This window comes from Citrobacter sp. Cm038 (assembly GCF_030333105.1).
Lineage (GTDB): Bacteria > Pseudomonadota > Gammaproteobacteria > Enterobacterales > Enterobacteriaceae > Citrobacter > Citrobacter murliniae.
In genome coordinates this window covers 52,487-67,080 of sequence record NZ_JAOWGO010000022.1, presented here as the reverse complement: position 1 = coordinate 67,080, position 14,594 = coordinate 52,487, and the positions used below count along the sequence as shown (strand labels likewise).

18 protein-coding genes are annotated in these 14,594 nt (G+C 49.8%); 6 read left to right on the top strand and 12 right to left on the bottom strand.

What is annotated here, in order from left to right:
• Positions 1–354 precede the first annotated feature (354 nt).
• Both OGY01_RS11680 and OGY01_RS11675 read left to right on the top strand, forming a co-directional pair.
• Positions 355–1,308 (top strand): transcriptional regulator, encoded by a 954-nt coding sequence (locus tag OGY01_RS11680; protein WP_286493132.1) that lies wholly within the window; start codon positions 355–357, stop codon positions 1,306–1,308.
• On the top strand, positions 1,286–1,765 hold the full coding sequence (locus OGY01_RS11675; RefSeq protein ID WP_045440201.1) for a hypothetical protein: 480 nt from the start codon (positions 1,286–1,288) through the stop codon (positions 1,763–1,765). The genes OGY01_RS11680 and OGY01_RS11675 overlap by 23 nt, the downstream gene beginning before the upstream one ends.
• Here the strand turns inward: OGY01_RS11675 and OGY01_RS11670 are convergent.
• The 12 genes from OGY01_RS11670 to OGY01_RS11615 all read right to left on the bottom strand — a co-directional run bounded on the left by OGY01_RS11670 (position 1,762) and on the right by OGY01_RS11615 (position 11,829).
• Positions 1,762–2,763, bottom strand: coding sequence for a flagellar hook-associated protein (locus OGY01_RS11670; protein ID WP_286493131.1), 1,002 nt, complete (start codon positions 2,761–2,763; stop codon positions 1,762–1,764). The two genes, OGY01_RS11675 and OGY01_RS11670, sit on opposite strands and share 4 nt — an antisense overlap.
• A 25-nt stretch (positions 2,764–2,788) precedes the next feature.
• Positions 2,789–3,718, bottom strand: a complete 930-nt coding sequence (flgL, locus tag OGY01_RS11665; RefSeq protein ID WP_045440194.1) for a flagellar hook-associated protein FlgL — start codon at positions 3,716–3,718, stop codon at positions 2,789–2,791.
• Positions 3,719–3,735: 17 nt separating this feature from the next.
• Positions 3,736–5,112 carry a flagellar hook-associated protein FlgK gene (gene flgK / locus OGY01_RS11660; protein WP_045440192.1) on the bottom strand — a complete coding sequence of 459 codons (1,377 nt, stop codon included), beginning with the start codon at positions 5,110–5,112 and terminating at the stop codon, positions 3,736–3,738.
• 97 nt (positions 5,113–5,209) lie between these two features.
• Positions 5,210–5,521, bottom strand: a complete 312-nt coding sequence (locus OGY01_RS11655) for a rod-binding protein (RefSeq protein ID WP_200041920.1) — start codon at positions 5,519–5,521, stop codon at positions 5,210–5,212.
• Positions 5,521–6,642: a flagellar basal body P-ring protein FlgI gene (locus tag OGY01_RS11650; protein ID WP_045440187.1), complete on the bottom strand. Its 1,122-nt coding sequence runs from the start codon at positions 6,640–6,642 to the stop codon at positions 5,521–5,523. Before OGY01_RS11650 ends, OGY01_RS11655 begins: the two co-directional genes overlap by 1 nt.
• Before the next feature lie 14 nt (positions 6,643–6,656).
• Positions 6,657–7,322, bottom strand: coding sequence for a flagellar basal body L-ring protein FlgH (gene flgH, locus OGY01_RS11645; protein ID WP_045440184.1), 666 nt, complete (start codon positions 7,320–7,322; stop codon positions 6,657–6,659).
• Positions 7,323–7,353: 31 nt separating this feature from the next.
• Positions 7,354–8,139, bottom strand: a complete 786-nt coding sequence (gene flgG, locus OGY01_RS11640; RefSeq protein WP_045440182.1) for a flagellar basal-body rod protein FlgG — start codon at positions 8,137–8,139, stop codon at positions 7,354–7,356.
• 16 nt (positions 8,140–8,155) lie between these two features.
• Positions 8,156–8,893 (bottom strand): flagellar basal body rod protein FlgF, encoded by a 738-nt coding sequence (locus OGY01_RS11635; protein ID WP_045440180.1) that lies wholly within the window; start codon positions 8,891–8,893, stop codon positions 8,156–8,158.
• Between the two features lie 11 nt (positions 8,894–8,904).
• Positions 8,905–10,137: a flagellar hook protein FlgE gene (flgE, locus tag OGY01_RS11630; protein ID WP_045440177.1), complete on the bottom strand. Its 1,233-nt coding sequence runs from the start codon at positions 10,135–10,137 to the stop codon at positions 8,905–8,907.
• A 26-nt stretch (positions 10,138–10,163) separates the two neighbouring features.
• Positions 10,164–11,048 (bottom strand): flagellar hook capping FlgD N-terminal domain-containing protein, encoded by an 885-nt coding sequence (locus OGY01_RS11625; RefSeq protein WP_045440175.1) that lies wholly within the window; start codon positions 11,046–11,048, stop codon positions 10,164–10,166.
• Entirely contained in the window at positions 11,048–11,479 is a 432-nt protein-coding gene (flgC, locus tag OGY01_RS11620; protein ID WP_045440172.1) for a flagellar basal body rod protein FlgC, read from the bottom strand. The genes OGY01_RS11625 and flgC overlap by 1 nt, the downstream gene beginning before the upstream one ends.
• Positions 11,480–11,481: 2 nt before the next feature.
• Positions 11,482–11,829, bottom strand: coding sequence for a flagellar basal body protein (locus OGY01_RS11615; RefSeq protein ID WP_045440169.1), 348 nt, complete (start codon positions 11,827–11,829; stop codon positions 11,482–11,484).
• Positions 11,830–11,911: 82 nt separating this feature from the next.
• Here OGY01_RS11615 and flgA point away from each other — a divergent pair, with 82 nt between their 5' ends.
• The 4 genes from flgA to OGY01_RS11595 all read left to right on the top strand — a co-directional run bounded on the left by flgA (position 11,912) and on the right by OGY01_RS11595 (position 14,588).
• Positions 11,912–12,682, top strand: a complete 771-nt coding sequence (gene flgA, locus OGY01_RS11610) for a flagellar basal body P-ring formation chaperone FlgA (RefSeq protein WP_284097335.1) — start codon at positions 11,912–11,914, stop codon at positions 12,680–12,682.
• A gap of 94 nt (positions 12,683–12,776) precedes the next feature.
• The gene (gene flgM, locus OGY01_RS11605; RefSeq protein WP_045449457.1) at positions 12,777–13,064 is read left to right on the top strand and encodes a flagellar biosynthesis anti-sigma factor FlgM; all 288 of its coding nucleotides are present in this window, start codon (positions 12,777–12,779) and stop codon (positions 13,062–13,064) included.
• A 12-nt stretch (positions 13,065–13,076) separates the two neighbouring features.
• A complete protein-coding gene (gene flgN / locus OGY01_RS11600) occupies positions 13,077–13,505 on the top strand; it encodes a flagellar protein FlgN (RefSeq protein WP_045440164.1) in 429 nt (142 codons plus the stop codon).
• Positions 13,506–13,643: 138 nt separating this feature from the next.
• The gene (locus tag OGY01_RS11595; RefSeq protein WP_286493130.1) at positions 13,644–14,588 is read left to right on the top strand and encodes a lysine-N-methylase; all 945 of its coding nucleotides are present in this window, start codon (positions 13,644–13,646) and stop codon (positions 14,586–14,588) included.
• Positions 14,589–14,594 lie beyond the last annotated feature (6 nt).

Sequence of the window (14,594 nt, the reverse complement as noted above, 5' to 3'; positions counted from 1 at the left end):
GAGCTTAAATAAAAAGATTATTAGTAATATCTCATTAAGCCATTACCCCTGATAACCAAAAATCGTTAACACCATGAAACCAATGAGATTAAACTCAAATCAGATCTTTTTATTTCACCAACCCTGCGCTTTTTTTTACATTTCGTTGCAAATGCAGTCTACTTTTATATTGTGAGTTTTTAGTGCTTTCGTTACATTCCAAGTCCATTTTTGGACTACGCAAAAAAACACTCTATACTTAAACTGTCACTTTCCAGCCAGTACGATATCTCTGTTTATCCAGAACTTTAATGCACTAATATTTAACGGTGTGGCATCAGGGATATAAAAATTCTTGCACAGGTAAACCAAACCATGAGTATTATAGTCAACAACTGGCGGATGGATCCTTCGCTTAATGCCCTGATCCATTGCGAGACAGGTGAAACGCGCCGTCTGGGCGAATACCATTTTATTCTTTTAGAAACATTAGCTAAAAATGCCGACTCTGTTTTATCTCGTTCATATTTAATGAGCGAAGTCTGGAAAAGTCGTATTGTGGGTGGGAATAGCCTTCCGACGGCTATTCATGCTTTACGTGTTGCGATTGATGATGATGGAAAACAACAAGAAATTATTAAGACCATCCCCAAAAAAGGCTATTTATTTAATAAAAGTTACCTTACCACCCTCAGTGATCAGACATTAATTAATGATGAAACCGAGGTCGCTGAAGAGAGCATACTGTCTCCCGCTTGCAGGACACCTGAGGAGGACAACGAGGCAGGCCATGAACAACTGGAAAACCATGATAAGTCATTACTTATCAATGAATCACCAGAAAAAAAAGAGAAAGAAAACATCACATCACGGCATCCCTATAGAGCCGTATTCATAACATTGCCTGTCATCGCTATCACTCTATTTTTATTTATTTTCATGTATTACTTTGAAGCTCCGTTCGCGACAAAACCTGTTGATGTACCACAGTTGATAAAAGAAAACACTGATAATGCCAGTCAGATCTCGGTCTATCATCTTTACGATACTGATACCAAAAATAAAACGACATCTTTTTTTTCTCAACATCTTTTACCAGGAATGCAACATATCAATCCGTTGTTGATCTCACATAATATGACAATGAATGTGTACTACAGAGAGTCTCTGAGTAAGTTTGTCCTTGATATTGTGCTTAGCAATCAATGCAATGACAGTTGGCAGCTGGTATTGAATTTTGATAACTGGCAGAACAAAGATAATGAAATGAATGCTATTATGTTTAAAGAAGTGGAGAAAATGTTAAATGAAATTCCTAAGTGCAAATAACTATTTTTCTTACATTGCGTTTACTTTTTTTTCGCTCGCTTCATTTATGGTACATGCACACATTGAAAACACTGTTGCCAGTAATTATAACCTTGCCACTGGGGAAAGTTCTCATTACGAACTCATCTTGAGCCCTCCTGGAAAAAACACAACCCTAACCTTCCTGCCAATCGGGGAAGGTAACAATACCCCCTCAATATTTAAGGTATCGGCATGTATTAATCGCTATTCTGGCACGGCTAAGCAGGGAGAATTTCATTTTAGCGGTGCAGAAACCGATCATACGGATCGCCGCCTGTCGAATTTAGGCGCCTTTGTTAACGAACATAATCTGCGTATGTGGTGGTTCCATTTAGATACGCAGCAAATTTTACTTTTTAATCAGGATGCTGGTGGCCTGCTTGTCTTGGATCCATCCTCGTTTATATCACAAGCAAAAGCATGTCAGTCTGACTAACGTAATAAACTCCGCACGGTCTGGCCAGAAAGTCTGGCCTGCCCGTTAACCGCTTGCGCTAACACCTGATAATTATGATTAGCGTGATCCAGTATTCCACCAAGTGACTCCGATGCTTTTACTGCGCTTTCTGCCTGTGGGAAGCGCGCCATACCATCAATCAATTGTCGGGCTTTCTCTTGCTGGGTCGCCATTTGCGCCCTCTGATCGCCAATGGCATCCAGGGCGTGTTGTATGGCATCTGGAGTACGGGAATTTCCTCGTGACAGGCTCTGCAACAATTCTTCTGCTCGCGAAGGATCGGCAAAGGTTTTCAACGGGGTAAACGTTGATGACTTTGCCTCCACATCGCGTGCGCTCAGCGTCTTTTCCACCTGAGGCCACTGTTTTTCTGTGGTGGAAAAGTTGAGCATGCCCTGCTGCTCGTGCATTTGCACTCCAACACGACGCAGCGCATGACTCATCATCATTTTATATTGGCCAGACTCGACATCGTCTCCGACCACCACCGCAGAAAGCTGAGTTTGCCGTCCATCGGAGACGCTGAACATCCGCGACTCCGAGACATTTTTTTGCAGCATCCGCACCAGATCAGGCGATTGGAACGTCACTCGCGCTTCCCCCTGCAATACCGGGCGCAATTGACGATCGACCGCTCCACCGGAGAGCGACGATCGTTTTTCCAGCCACTGTGTAAGATCGGCCCCCTTCTGCTGCTGCGCCTGCCCGCCACGACGTGCCGCATGGCGATAATCCAGCAAATGCTGCTCCAGTTGGCCCAGATAGTGATCGGCCTGTTGCAGCGTAGTGAGCTGGTCGTTGAGCTGAACACTGTAACGCTGGGGCCGGGTAGTGATCAGTGGAGAGGCCGGGTAATCACTCGCCGTTGCGGGTAACTTTTGACGGACGGGAGCATTCTGAGCAACAGCATGCTGTTGAACGGAAGGATTGAGCGCTCCGTTAGCGGAGAGTGATGTTGTATTTAAACCGACCTGCATACTGTTCCTGAACCGTTGCTAATTGTTAAATCACACTAAAAAGGTTTAACTCACTCACTTTGGAGTAGGTTTTCAAGGTGGCTTCCATCGCCATTTCCAGCCCGGTAAATTCAATAGACGCGGGGCCGTAATCCAGATCGCTCAACTGGCTGATAAGCTGATCGTTAGAGGTGGAGATATCCGTCTGGGCATCACTCAGCATGGTCATCGTATTCTGCGTTTCCCCCAACGAAGCGATTGACACATTGAGAGAATCAGAGGCGTCATCCACTGTATCGATGGCATTCTGAATATCGCTTTGCACTTGCGGATTGGAAGGGTCAACTGATGGATCCTGTAGCTCTTTCGACAGCGACGTGAGCGTGTTCAGTACATCAAGACTACTGCCAAAAAAATCACTGACTGCGACATTAGTATCAACCTCAACGCCATTGGAAACCGTGGTTTGACGATGATTGCTGTTGCCCTGATAGGTGTAGCTGTCAGTTACACCATCACCGTCATCATCCACTGCAACAATCGGCGGCTGATCGTTGACCGTACCGCCAAATACATAGTGGCCGTCTTCATCCTGATAATTTAATGCTGATACCATAGCCTCGGTCATAGACTGAATATCCTGGCCCAGACTGGCTAACGAATCAGCGGTATTAGTGCCGTTCGCCGCCTCCAGCAGATCGTCGCGTATCGCTAACAGATCGTTGTTAACCCCATCAAGAATCGACTCCTGCTGGCTCATACCCGACGATGCGGAATCAATATTACTCTGATATTGATCGAGAGCGGTTTGCTGGCGATTAAGCTGGGTGATACGGGTAGCGGCTATCGGATCATCAGACGGCAGCAAAATACTTTTCCCGGTCGCCATTTGCTCAACAACATGTGACAGTTGGCTGGAGAGATTATTAAAACTCTGCGTCATGGACACATAAGATTGTTGGGTAGAGACTCGCATAATAATAACCCTCCAGGTTAGCTACACATTTCCAGCACGGAATCGAAAATATCAGCACCCGTAGAGATCACTTTCAGGTTGGCCTCATAGATTTGCTGATAAGTAATAAGATTCACCGCTTCTTCATCCATACTGACGCCGCTGACGCTGCTCTGTTGGTTTTGTGCTTCAGAGTAAACGTTCGATGCTGCCGTCGCTTCCGTTTGAGTCTGCTGGCTGTAAATACCGATGTTGCTGATGATCGATGAGCAAGCTTCACCGACGGTCACGCTTCCTAGTCCTTCAATTTCCAGCGGTTCGGTGGAAATGTTGATCAACGCCTGCAGATTATCGCTATTGCCGCTTTCGTCCGGCGAACTGGAAAATGCCAGTTCATCGGCGGTGATATCCGGGTTAACCTCCAGTGGGCCATCGGCAGAGTTTTCATCATAAATAAACAGCGGCTCGCCGGGATTACCGTTCAGGTCATAGCCTTGTGCAAGCTGAGTATTCACCGCATTGGCAAATTGTTCCGCCATACTGTTGATAGTACCGCTCAGCGGCGTCAGCACTTCGTTCTGGTAATCGAACAGCGCACCTAAAGCGCCACCCGTATCGGAATTCATTGACGATGTCGTTCCGGCAAACGTCAGTGACATGCTCTGAGTGCCATCAGCATTGGTTTCCAATGCAATGGTTGAACTTTCTTGTCCGCTGACCAATGGCTGACCATTTTGCAACGTAACGTCGTAGTTCCCCTCATCATCAATATTGACCTGAACATCCATGATGCCGCTAAGCTGTTCAACCAATTGATCGCGGGCGTCGTACAGGGCAGATGCGTTATCACCGTTCGCTTCCGCCTCGGTGATCTGCTGGTTATAACTGGCAATGCCGCTGGTCAACGTATTCACCTGAGCAACATATGCCTGCTCCTGGCTGGCAATCTCACTACTTTGCGAGTCGATATAATCCAGAGTGTTATTCACACGCAGCGCCAGCGCACCAGACTCGCTGATCACCTGTTCACGTAAAGCAGAGTCATCCGGGCTGGTTGTCGCCTCGCTCAGCGCAGCAAAAAAATTATCAAATCCCGCGTTCAGGTTACTGTTGTCATCGCTAAGTACCGTTTCCAACTGGAGCAGGTATCCCTGTTGGGTGTCGTAGTAATGAAATTCGCTGGCAGAATACCAGACCTGATTCACCTGATACTGGTTCGACACCCGGCGAATACTGTCCACCTGCACACCATTACCGGCGCTGTTTGACGAGCCCGAACTGGCGCCAATGGTACTGGTGACAGCAACCTGCCTGGTGTAACCATCCGTCAGCGCGTTGGCGGTGTTTTGCGCAGTGACGTTCAACTCCACCTGCGCCGTAGATGCGCCGCTGTAGCCAATATTAATCATATCCATCAAAGAATCCTTGCCGGCCTGTCGCCCGGTCTGTCGTTAACAACCTTGCCGATAAAGAGCGGCGCAAAACCGCGGTTCTTAAGCCGCCGCCTGACCTTTATCCTTTGTGGTGGGGTGAGAGTTGCTTCACGATCATGGCCGCAATCCCAATCCCGTTATGTTGGGCCAGACTGTTGCTCAATTGGTCGTCATAAAAACCCTGCATCATACGCACCGAGTTGCTGTTAAACGGGTTATCTTTTGAATCAAAGATCTCATTGGTTTTACGCATCTCTTTCATCATGTTGCGTAAAAAAATCGCCTCAAACTGCTGAGCCGCTTTCTGCAAATCGTTATCTTTAATTTTGGGTCCCATTAACGCATCGCTACCGTCAACGCCCCCGCTGTGATTCACCTTGATGTCAGCCATCAGATCACCTCCAGGTCGGCATCCAGCGCACCAGCTTCATGCAGCGCCTGCAAAATAGACATAATGTCGTCCGGCGTTGCGCCCAGGCTATTGAGAGCATTAACCAGTGTTTTCAGGCTGCTGGACTCCGGTAAGTTAATCACCCCAGGTCGGGCATGATTCACCGATATATTGCTCTGTGGAGTAACCGCAGTACGGCCACCAGCCAGGGCATTAGGCTGGCTAACATTGCTGCTTTCGTTGATAGAAACCGTCAGGCTGCCGTGGGATACTGCCGCCGCATGCAGGGCGATCCCCTCTCCCATGACGACCGTGCCAGTACGCGAGTTAAACACCACGCGAGCACGGACTTTTTCGGCCAGTACCTGTACATCATCCAACTGGGACATAAAGGCAACGCGAGCACCTGGACTGGTTGGGGCACGAACGATAACGTTTGTCGAGCTTTGCGCAGTTGCAATACCGCCAAATGCCGCGTTGATCGCCCCCGCAATGTTATTAGCATCTTTAAAAGAGGGACGTTTCAGATTAAGCGTGATGGTATCGCCCATCTGGAAGTCGCTGGGTATTTCACGCTCCACTGATGCACCGTTCGGGATAAGTCCCGCCGTCGGCGTATTCACTGTAACGCTGGAGCCGCTGGCACCGGTCGCATTCATCCCGCCGACCACCACGCTCCCCTGCGCCAGGGCATAAACTTCTCCGTCAGCGCCATGTAGCTGGGTAAGCAACAATGTGCCACCGCGCAGGCTTTTGGCGTCGCCAATTGAAGAGACTGTGACATCAATGGTCTGCCCACGTGAGTACATTGGCGGCAGTGATGCACTGACGGCCACCGCCGCGACGTTTTTCACCTTTGGATCAATCTTGGACGGTAACTGAACACCGAACTGACGCAACATGTTGGTGATGGTCTGGTTTGTAAACTTGACCTGGTTTTTATCCCCGGTCCCATCCAGCCCAACAACCAGGCTGTAACCGATGAGTTGGTTTTCCCTGACACCCTGGACATTGACCAGAGATTCCAGAGATTGCGCCTGCGTCGTACCAGACACAACAAGGCTGAGAGCGATCAAGACGCCACTTAACGCCTTCATCCAGCGCCCGCTTAGGTGTTGCATATCAAAATCCTGCATTAGATCGGGAAGAGAGGATGGTTAAACAGACGCGTCAGCCAGCCTGCCGCGTTGGCATCGCTCAACGCACCACGACCCGCGTACGAGATCCGCGCATCTGCAATACGTTGTGAAGAAACTGAGTTATCGTTCTGGATGTCATCGGCACGCACCAGCCCGCTCAGGCGAATATATTCATCCCCCTGGTTGAGGGTGAGCCATTTTTCGCCGCGAATTTCCAGAATGCCGTTCGGCTGTACAGAGTGCACAGATACTGTAATTTCACCGCGTAAGCTGTTCTGTTGTTGCGATGTCGCCGTACCATTGAAATCGCGATTGGCATCAATAGATCCCGACAGATTATCTTTGGTATGACCAAAAATAGTCGGCGCGCCGATATCGACGGTATTGTTCTTGCCGAAATTGGTTTTCGCCTGTTTGCTGGATTGGGTGGACTCTTCCAGCATAACGGTCAGGATGTCACCCACCCGATAGGCTCGGCGATCCGCCGTCAACGACCAGTTGTAACTTGTTTCGAACACCCCCCCTGCACGGCCATCAGCCGTCGGCTGTGCCTCCGTTTTCGGGGGGGCGAAGAATTCGTCATTCTTTTTGACCAGCATAGCCTGCGATTCACACCCGCTTAACAGGGGAAGCAGGACTATCAGCCAGAGATAATTTTTCACGTTCTGTCTATTTCCGTTTTACATTCTCGTATTACAGCGTCTGGCTAATAAACTGCAGCATATCGTCTGCCGCAGAGACCATTTTGGCGTTCATCTCATAGGCACGTTGAACGGTGATCATCGCCACCATTTCGTTGACGATATCCACATTCGAGCCTTCCAGCGCACTGTCCTGCAAGGTCCCCAGGCCATCTTCTCCCGGGATACCTTCCGTCGGTTGACCACTGGCGGCGGTTTCCAGATACAGGTTGTCGCCTTCGGCTGAAAGGCCTGCCGGATTGGCGAAATTCACCAACGTCAGTTGCCCCAGTTCGGTCGGATCGCTATCGCCAGGAAGGATCGCCGTCACGGTACCATCTTCGCCAAATGCCACATTGGTCGCACCGGTTGGCACATCAATCTCTGGTTGCAGAGGTAGCCCCTCGGAGTTAGTTAACACCCCATCAGCATTAATCTGCATGTTGCCGTCACGGGTATAAGCGATATCCCCGTTAGCCTTTTGCACTTGCCAGAACCCCTGTCCCATGATCGCCACATTCATCGCATTATCAGTAGTTTCCACATTCCCTTCGGTGAAGGTTTTCTGCGTACCAACAATGCGTACACCGCTGCCAAACTGCATTCCGGTCGGCATGATGTTGTTTTGATCAAGCATTGCGCCCGGCGCTTCCTGAGTCTGATAAAACAGATCCTGGAACATAACGCGGTCGCGCTTAAAGCCCGTGGTGTTGACGTTGGCGATGTTGTTGGCAATCGCACTCATCTCAGCATCCTGCGCCGACAGGCCGGTTTTACTGATCCATAACGCTGCATTCATAAAACTTTATCCCTGATTAAGAGCCACGTAACAATCGGTTGCCCGAGTCACTCAGTTCCTCGGCGGTTTTCATCATCTTGATTTGCGCTTCAAACTGGCGGTTCATCGCAATGGAAGACATCATTTCGCTAACCGCAGACACGTTGCTGCTTTCCAGAAAACCACCGCTTACTTTGATGTTTTCATCACGCTGTGCCGGTACGCCGTCAGCCGTCACCAACATACCTTCGGTATTTTTCGCCAGATTACTGACCGGAATATCCACCAGCTTCAGACGATCAATATCCATTGTGGCAGTTACATCACCATCATCTGGTGTCACCGAGAGTGTGCCGTCGCTACCGAAAGAGGCGATCGCGTTCGGCGGCAGAATAATCGGACCGTTATCACCGAGAACGATATTGCCGTCGATCGTCAATTGCCCCTGGTCGTCCTGCTGAATATTGCCGTTACGGGTATAGACCTCATTTCCCGCCTTATCCTGCACGGCGATATAGCCACCGCCCTGAATAGAAACATCCAGCGGACGCTCTGTTTTTTCCGCAACGCCGATACTGTCATTGACGCCACTCGGGCTTTCCTTCGCCATAAAACGCGTATCGAAACCACCACCCTTCACTTTGTCATTACTCGCCATCGCCATATCCGCGCGAAAACCATTGGTGTTCACATTGGCGAGGTTATTGGCGCTAATCTGCTGTTCCAGCAGCGTCTGAGTGGCACCGCTCAGTGCGGTATATATCAACCGATCCATTTATGAGTGCCTTACATCGCCTGGAAGAGGGCCTGATCCAGCTGCGTACTGGTCGAGATCACTTTCGTGTTCGCCTGGTAGTTACGCTGGGCCGTCATCAGGTTAACCAGTTCATTGGTGATATCCACATTGGAGCTTTCAAGCATGCCGGAAGCGAGCGTGCCGCAGGTACCAGAGCCAGGGACGCCAATCAACGGCGTACCGGATTCACCGGTTTGCACCCAGGCAGTGCCGCTCACCGCTTGCAGCCCGCTATCATTCGGGAAGGTTGCCAGTACAACCTGGCCTTGTAACATACGTTCGCCGTTGCTGTAGGTGGCGTAAACTTTACCGTCGTCATCAACCTGAACGCCGTTTTGCGTTGCGGAGGCATAACCGGTCGCGGAGTTTGTAGTCACCGAGAAATCAGAACCGTACTGAGTACAATCTGAGTAATCGACAGTCATTGAAATTGGCGCGGCTTCATCGGTAGTAAAAGTGATCGTTTGTGGTGTAGTTGGAGAGACCAGCTTGCCGGTATTCGGATCGAACGTCAGCGTGGTGGGTGGTACGCCGTCCTGCTTCTCGCCATCAAAGGTATAATCAACTTCCCAGGTATTATCCGCCGTCTTGGTAAAGTACTGGCTGACCGAGTGTTCATTACCCAATGAGTCATACACGGTTGTGGTGTAGCTGTCGGTATAGGTATCGCTGTTGTTAGGATCAAAAGGTACAGCATCAACAGGTGGTGTCGCAGTTGCATCACCATCACGATCGATAACCTCATCACTGGCATTAAAGTTTGCCGTGAACGTCATACTGTCCGTTGCCTGTGCCGGAATATTGCCGGTTTTAATCTGAATATCAGTGACTGTACCGGTTTGCAGCGTACCGCTGTCATCAACCGGATAGCCCTGCAGATAATCACCGGTAGCGTTTACGATATAGCCGTTTTTATCGGTCACGAAAGACCCGGCACGCGTATAGGAAATGTTTCCTGCGCTATCGCATGTCACAAAAAAACCGTCGTTATTGATGGCCAGATCCAACGCGTTTCCGGTTGAAACCATGGAGCCCCCCGTCGAGATGCTTTGTGCAGAGCCGGCCACACTCACGCCCATCGCCTGCGTTCCCGCATACATGGCGGAAAACTGCGTGGTCATGGATTTGTACCCCACCGTTCCGGAGTTAGCGATGTTGTTACTGATCCCATCAAGTTGTTCGTTGACGGCATTCAGCCCCGTCGCTGCAATTTCATAACTCATTGTTTATTCCTGTTATTTAAACTTCATCAAAGCACGAGATTTTCGCTGCTACTGTCCGTCTGCTCTGGGGTAACATCATCGCTACCGTCATCCGGTGGCACTGGCGTAACATCATCGGTACCATCCGGTATACCGAACTGAGTGATCATGGTGAAAGGCACTTCACCGACACCATCAACATTGAGCACCGGTGTGCTTCCATCAAGCGGAATACGCACATCTTTAACCTCTCCGGAAACCTCGATAGGGACCTCTTCCTCCCCGGTATTGGTCACCACAGATACGCTGTAATCGCCGGGCGGGATCCCGTAATCAGCCGGATTAATATCGAAATCCACCTGTCCTGGTCCTGCAGAGGTTTCACCTTCCGGGATCAGCGAGACGGTGTAATCGTTGCCCGCTTCGTCGGTAAAATGCAGGTCAACATCGGTACAGGCATCATCCAGCGTGACACGCCCCTGAATCTCCTGATCGCTCACGTCCAGTGATGTGGTCTGTACCATGATGTTGTCACCCACCATATTCCCCAGCGCCATTACCTGAATGTTGCTCATCAGCACGGCATTGGTATTCGCCTGTACGCTCATCTCTTCCATCATCGCCACCTGTGCCATTGAGGAAAGCTGATCGATATAAGCGGTCGGATCGGTAGGGTTGGTTGGATCCTGGTTTTCAATTTCAGCCACGAATAATGTCAGGAACGTTTGCACACCTGACGGCTCCGTAGACGTTGTCGTTGTCGGGGTGTTGCTGGTACCACTGGTATCCGTTGTGCTAGTAGTGTTTGAGGAGCTGCTGTCCCCCAGATTGGTGCTTTGCGACGTCGCCCCCACGTTATTTTCTGCGACTGCTGTCTTCTCCTGAGAAGAAGACAGCGCCTGAGATTGGGCATACAAAGCCAGGCTATTCATTACACTTCTCCCAGTTTGAGTAAGCTTTGCTGCATACTTTTGACGTTATTCAGCACATCAACGTTGGTTTCAAAATCTCGGGATGCGGACATCATGTCAGCCATTTGTTCGACGACGTTGACATCCGGATACCAGACATAACCATCCCGATCCGCCATAGGATGATGAGGCTCATAGCGTTTCACCGCCCCACCGCTTTGCATGACGTCCTGCACCTGAACACTCGCACCATCAATAGCGTGATGGTTGTGCCCACCAATCAGGCTATTGTTGTAAACGGCAGCAAAGACGGGGCTTCTTGCTTTGTAGGCCTGCGCCTCGCTGCTGGCTGGAGACTCGGCATTTGCCATGTTACTGGCGACGGTATTCAGGCGAATGGTTTGCGCCGTCATCGCCGAACCCGAGATCTGATAAATATCAGTAAACGACATCGTTATTTCCCTTCAATGGCCTCTCTGACACCGCTAAGCTGCAGGTTCAGAAAGGTCAGACTGCTTTGATAATCCATACTATTTTGTGAAAACCGAGCCTGCTCGGTATTCAACTCCACGGTATTGCCATCCTCTGAGGGTTGCATCGGCACACGATATTTCACATCAACCTCTGGCATAACATTTGAGCGACTTGCCCGTTGCATCTCAGTGGAAAAATCAATATCTTTAGCCTTGAAATTTGGCGTATCGACATTCGCTAAATTCGCAGTCAGCAGCTCGGTCCTCTCAAGACGTAACTTCACTGCCTGCGGATGTACACCCAATGCCTGTTGAAAACTGATTCCCATTTCTCGCATCACTCCTGCATCAATATCGCTTCTTTAAGCAATATACATGCCAACTTTTAAGTGACTGATGAGAAATGGTTTTATGAAATTAACAATCAACCGAAGGAAGTGTTCTTTCCTCTTTTCCGTGGAAATTATGCTGGCCTTATTCTGTGCCTTACCTGCATATGCCGCTGTCCATCCCGTTCAACACAGCGCCCGGGAACAAATCAACGCGCAGGTTCTCAATGCCGCAAGCCATGAAATTGAAGCCCTGGCGCAAAAGCAGCAGTGGCATGACTATCGCTACACCTTCAATATCTATATCCCCTCCGTGGTAAGCACCAGCGCGCTATGCGCTACAGCTCCGAAAGCCACTTTCACCTCTTCCCCGGAGGCGGTCCTGACACGAATGAATTTTTCAGTCGCCTGCCCAGGAAGTGCTGGTTGGCAAGTTAACGTGGCAGTACGCCCTGATGTATTCGTGCCTGTGGTGATGCCTAAGTCGCTGATTGCGCGGGATACGGTGCTGACCGCCGATGTCCTGCAGCTCAAAAAATTCAATATCAGCGGCCAACGAGAAGGACTGATGATGAATGTTGAGGAGGCTATCGGGCTGACCAGCAAGCGCACCTTACAGCCTGGAAAACCCCTTACCCGTGCGGCGCTGGTCTCTCCCGTACTGGTCAAACGAGATCAACCGGTGATGATTGTGTCGCACATGGAAGGGATCACCGCGTCTATGCCCGGTGTTGCAATGAAAAATGGCCATAAAGGGGATGTGATAAAAATTCGCAATAGCAGCAGCCAGCGGGTGATTAGCGGCGTGGTAGAGGATACGGGTGTTGTCACCACGCTAACGGCGGAACAATAAGAGATTTTTTGTGATGGGATTAAAGTTTTCCCCCCAGCAGTCGCTTTTATCCGATAACAGATACACAACCACACGGAACATGCTCGAGGTTGATATGAAAATTACACCTACTCTGCCTGGTAATCGCCCGACATCTGCGACCGGAACGGACCGCTCAGACAAGAACGCTGCGCAAGCTACGGCAACCAGCGCAACAATGCTTTCTGCCGACGACATTACTCAGGCGGGTTTACAAACCGCACAGCAAACGCTGAGCAGTGATGCGCAAAATGACGTTGATTACGACAAAGTCGCGCAAATGCAGGCCATGCTGGCATCGGGTGACCTGCAGGTTGACAGCGATCAACTGGCTGGCGATATGCTCAGCTTTTTTCAGAAATAAGAGGCGGAAAGAGTGAGCACCAGGCTACAGCAGGTCAAAACCCTGCTTCAGGGCATTCGTGAAGATGAAATGCTGTATGACACACTTCGGGCCCAGCTTGAACAGCAGCGTCTGTGCATGATTCGTCGCGCCAGTGAAGAGTTATTGACCGTCAATGACACCATTCAACAGCACTATGAACGGCTGAAAAACAGCAGTCAGCAACGCCGCTCAATCCTGCAACAGCTGGGGGTAAGCGTCAATCGCGCGGGGCTGGAGCAGGTTTTCAACTGGTTACCTGTACCACAAAAAAGCGCCGCGCACAGCTGGTGGCAAAATCTTGAGCAGAAAGCAGAACGCTGCAAAACCTACAATGAAAAAAACGGCGAACTGCTGATCCGACAATATGAATTTATTCAGTCATTTTTAGGTACTGAAGCAGATTTTATTTACCACCGTTAACGTGTTCAGCCTTCCGTTTCGCGGAAGTCTTTTTTCCTCTGTGCAAATAACTCGTTGATATTTACCCATATAAAATTCAGGCATGCAATTTGCATTACGTTAGCCAGATTTGTCTATTGGGGTTACTGAGAACACGTTATGAGTAAGATTGAAAGTTACGAACCTGACTTTGTCCGGTCGTTTTTATCCCGCAATCCAGATTCTCCTTTGCACACCAGAATAGTGCGCAAAAATGAAATTCGACACAGCCTGCTACTGACAGACATTGCCAGCAGCAAAGCAGCGCTGGGCGAACCCCATGCTTTTACTTTACATGTTTCCTGTTGCGACAGAGAACCGGAAAGCCGCGCACTCTCTCCGCGTGACCAGGTACTGAATCAGGCCGCGCTGGATACCGTAACCCTGGCAGGATTACCGCCAGAGCTGAGGCTCTACGCGCTGGGAATTATACTTTCTTACTCGGAGAAATTGCCCGGCGACACTCCTGATGTCTTACGTCAACTCGCCTCTTTGCCGCAGGCTCTGGCAGGACATGCTGAGGATGGAAAATTACAGGAACAGTTTGCTCAGTTGCCTGCCGTACTTGCACTTCAGTGCCAGTTACTGACTCGCATGGGAGGATTCGACTTTGACTGGCAAATACTGCCGGACAGCTCCCGCAAAATCAGTCTCCCTTTACAGGTCAGCTTACTCATGCTGCAGGACGCCAACAGTGAAGCGCTGTTGCAACAGCAATTACAGGGTCAGTGGCAGAAAACCTATGAGCAGTGCTTTGCACAGGCTCCGTGGATTTTGAATAACTATCTGATTTACCGACTGTATCACGATGTATTTCCGCAACATGACAGCGAAGACGTCAGCCAGCGTTATTTCGAACTGGTGACCGATTTCTACCTGCTTCGTACTTTGTTCAGTCTTTGGACGCTCGACAGTTCAGCATTGACGGACGACGATATTTTCGCGCTGTTCGCCCTGTATGAACGCTGGCGACTTAGTGAAGATGCCGTATCCGCACGTCAGCAATTAGCCAATCAGTTGCCAGCTGATCACTTGCTCTCAGCATTCTCACTGCTTTTTTGTTAGTGCCTG

Bases quoted from the DNA above. Each gene is read 5' to 3' on its own strand.
- OGY01_RS11680 (WP_286493132.1), top strand. From the start codon at position 355: ATGAGTATTATAGTCAACAACTGGCGGATGGATCCTTCGCTTAATGCC.
- OGY01_RS11675 (WP_045440201.1), top strand. From the start codon at position 1,286: ATGAAATTCCTAAGTGCAAATAACTATTTTTCTTACATTGCGTTTACT.
- OGY01_RS11670 (WP_286493131.1), bottom strand. From the start codon at position 2,763: ATGCAGGTCGGTTTAAATACAACATCACTCTCCGCTAACGGAGCGCTC.
- flgL (WP_045440194.1), bottom strand. From the start codon at position 3,718: ATGCGAGTCTCTACCCAACAATCTTATGTGTCCATGACGCAGAGTTTT.
- flgK (WP_045440192.1), bottom strand. From the start codon at position 5,112: ATGGATATGATTAATATTGGCTACAGCGGCGCATCTACGGCGCAGGTG.
- OGY01_RS11655 (WP_200041920.1), bottom strand. From the start codon at position 5,521: ATGGCTGACATCAAGGTGAATCACAGCGGGGGCGTTGACGGTAGCGAT.
- OGY01_RS11650 (WP_045440187.1), bottom strand. From the start codon at position 6,642: ATGCAACACCTAAGCGGGCGCTGGATGAAGGCGTTAAGTGGCGTCTTG.
- flgG (WP_045440182.1), bottom strand. From the start codon at position 8,139: ATGAATGCAGCGTTATGGATCAGTAAAACCGGCCTGTCGGCGCAGGAT.
- OGY01_RS11635 (WP_045440180.1), bottom strand. From the start codon at position 8,893: ATGGATCGGTTGATATATACCGCACTGAGCGGTGCCACTCAGACGCTG.
- flgE (WP_045440177.1), bottom strand. From the start codon at position 10,137: ATGAGTTATGAAATTGCAGCGACGGGGCTGAATGCCGTCAACGAACAA.
- OGY01_RS11625 (WP_045440175.1), bottom strand. From the start codon at position 11,048: ATGAATAGCCTGGCTTTGTATGCCCAATCTCAGGCGCTGTCTTCTTCT.
- flgC (WP_045440172.1), bottom strand. From the start codon at position 11,479: ATGTCGTTTACTGATATTTATCAGATCTCGGGTTCGGCGATGACGGCG.
- OGY01_RS11615 (WP_045440169.1), bottom strand. From the start codon at position 11,829: ATGGGAATCAGTTTTCAACAGGCATTGGGTGTACATCCGCAGGCAGTG.
- flgA (WP_284097335.1), top strand. From the start codon at position 11,912: ATGAAATTAACAATCAACCGAAGGAAGTGTTCTTTCCTCTTTTCCGTG.
- flgM (WP_045449457.1), top strand. From the start codon at position 12,777: ATGAAAATTACACCTACTCTGCCTGGTAATCGCCCGACATCTGCGACC.
- OGY01_RS11595 (WP_286493130.1), top strand. From the start codon at position 13,644: ATGAGTAAGATTGAAAGTTACGAACCTGACTTTGTCCGGTCGTTTTTA.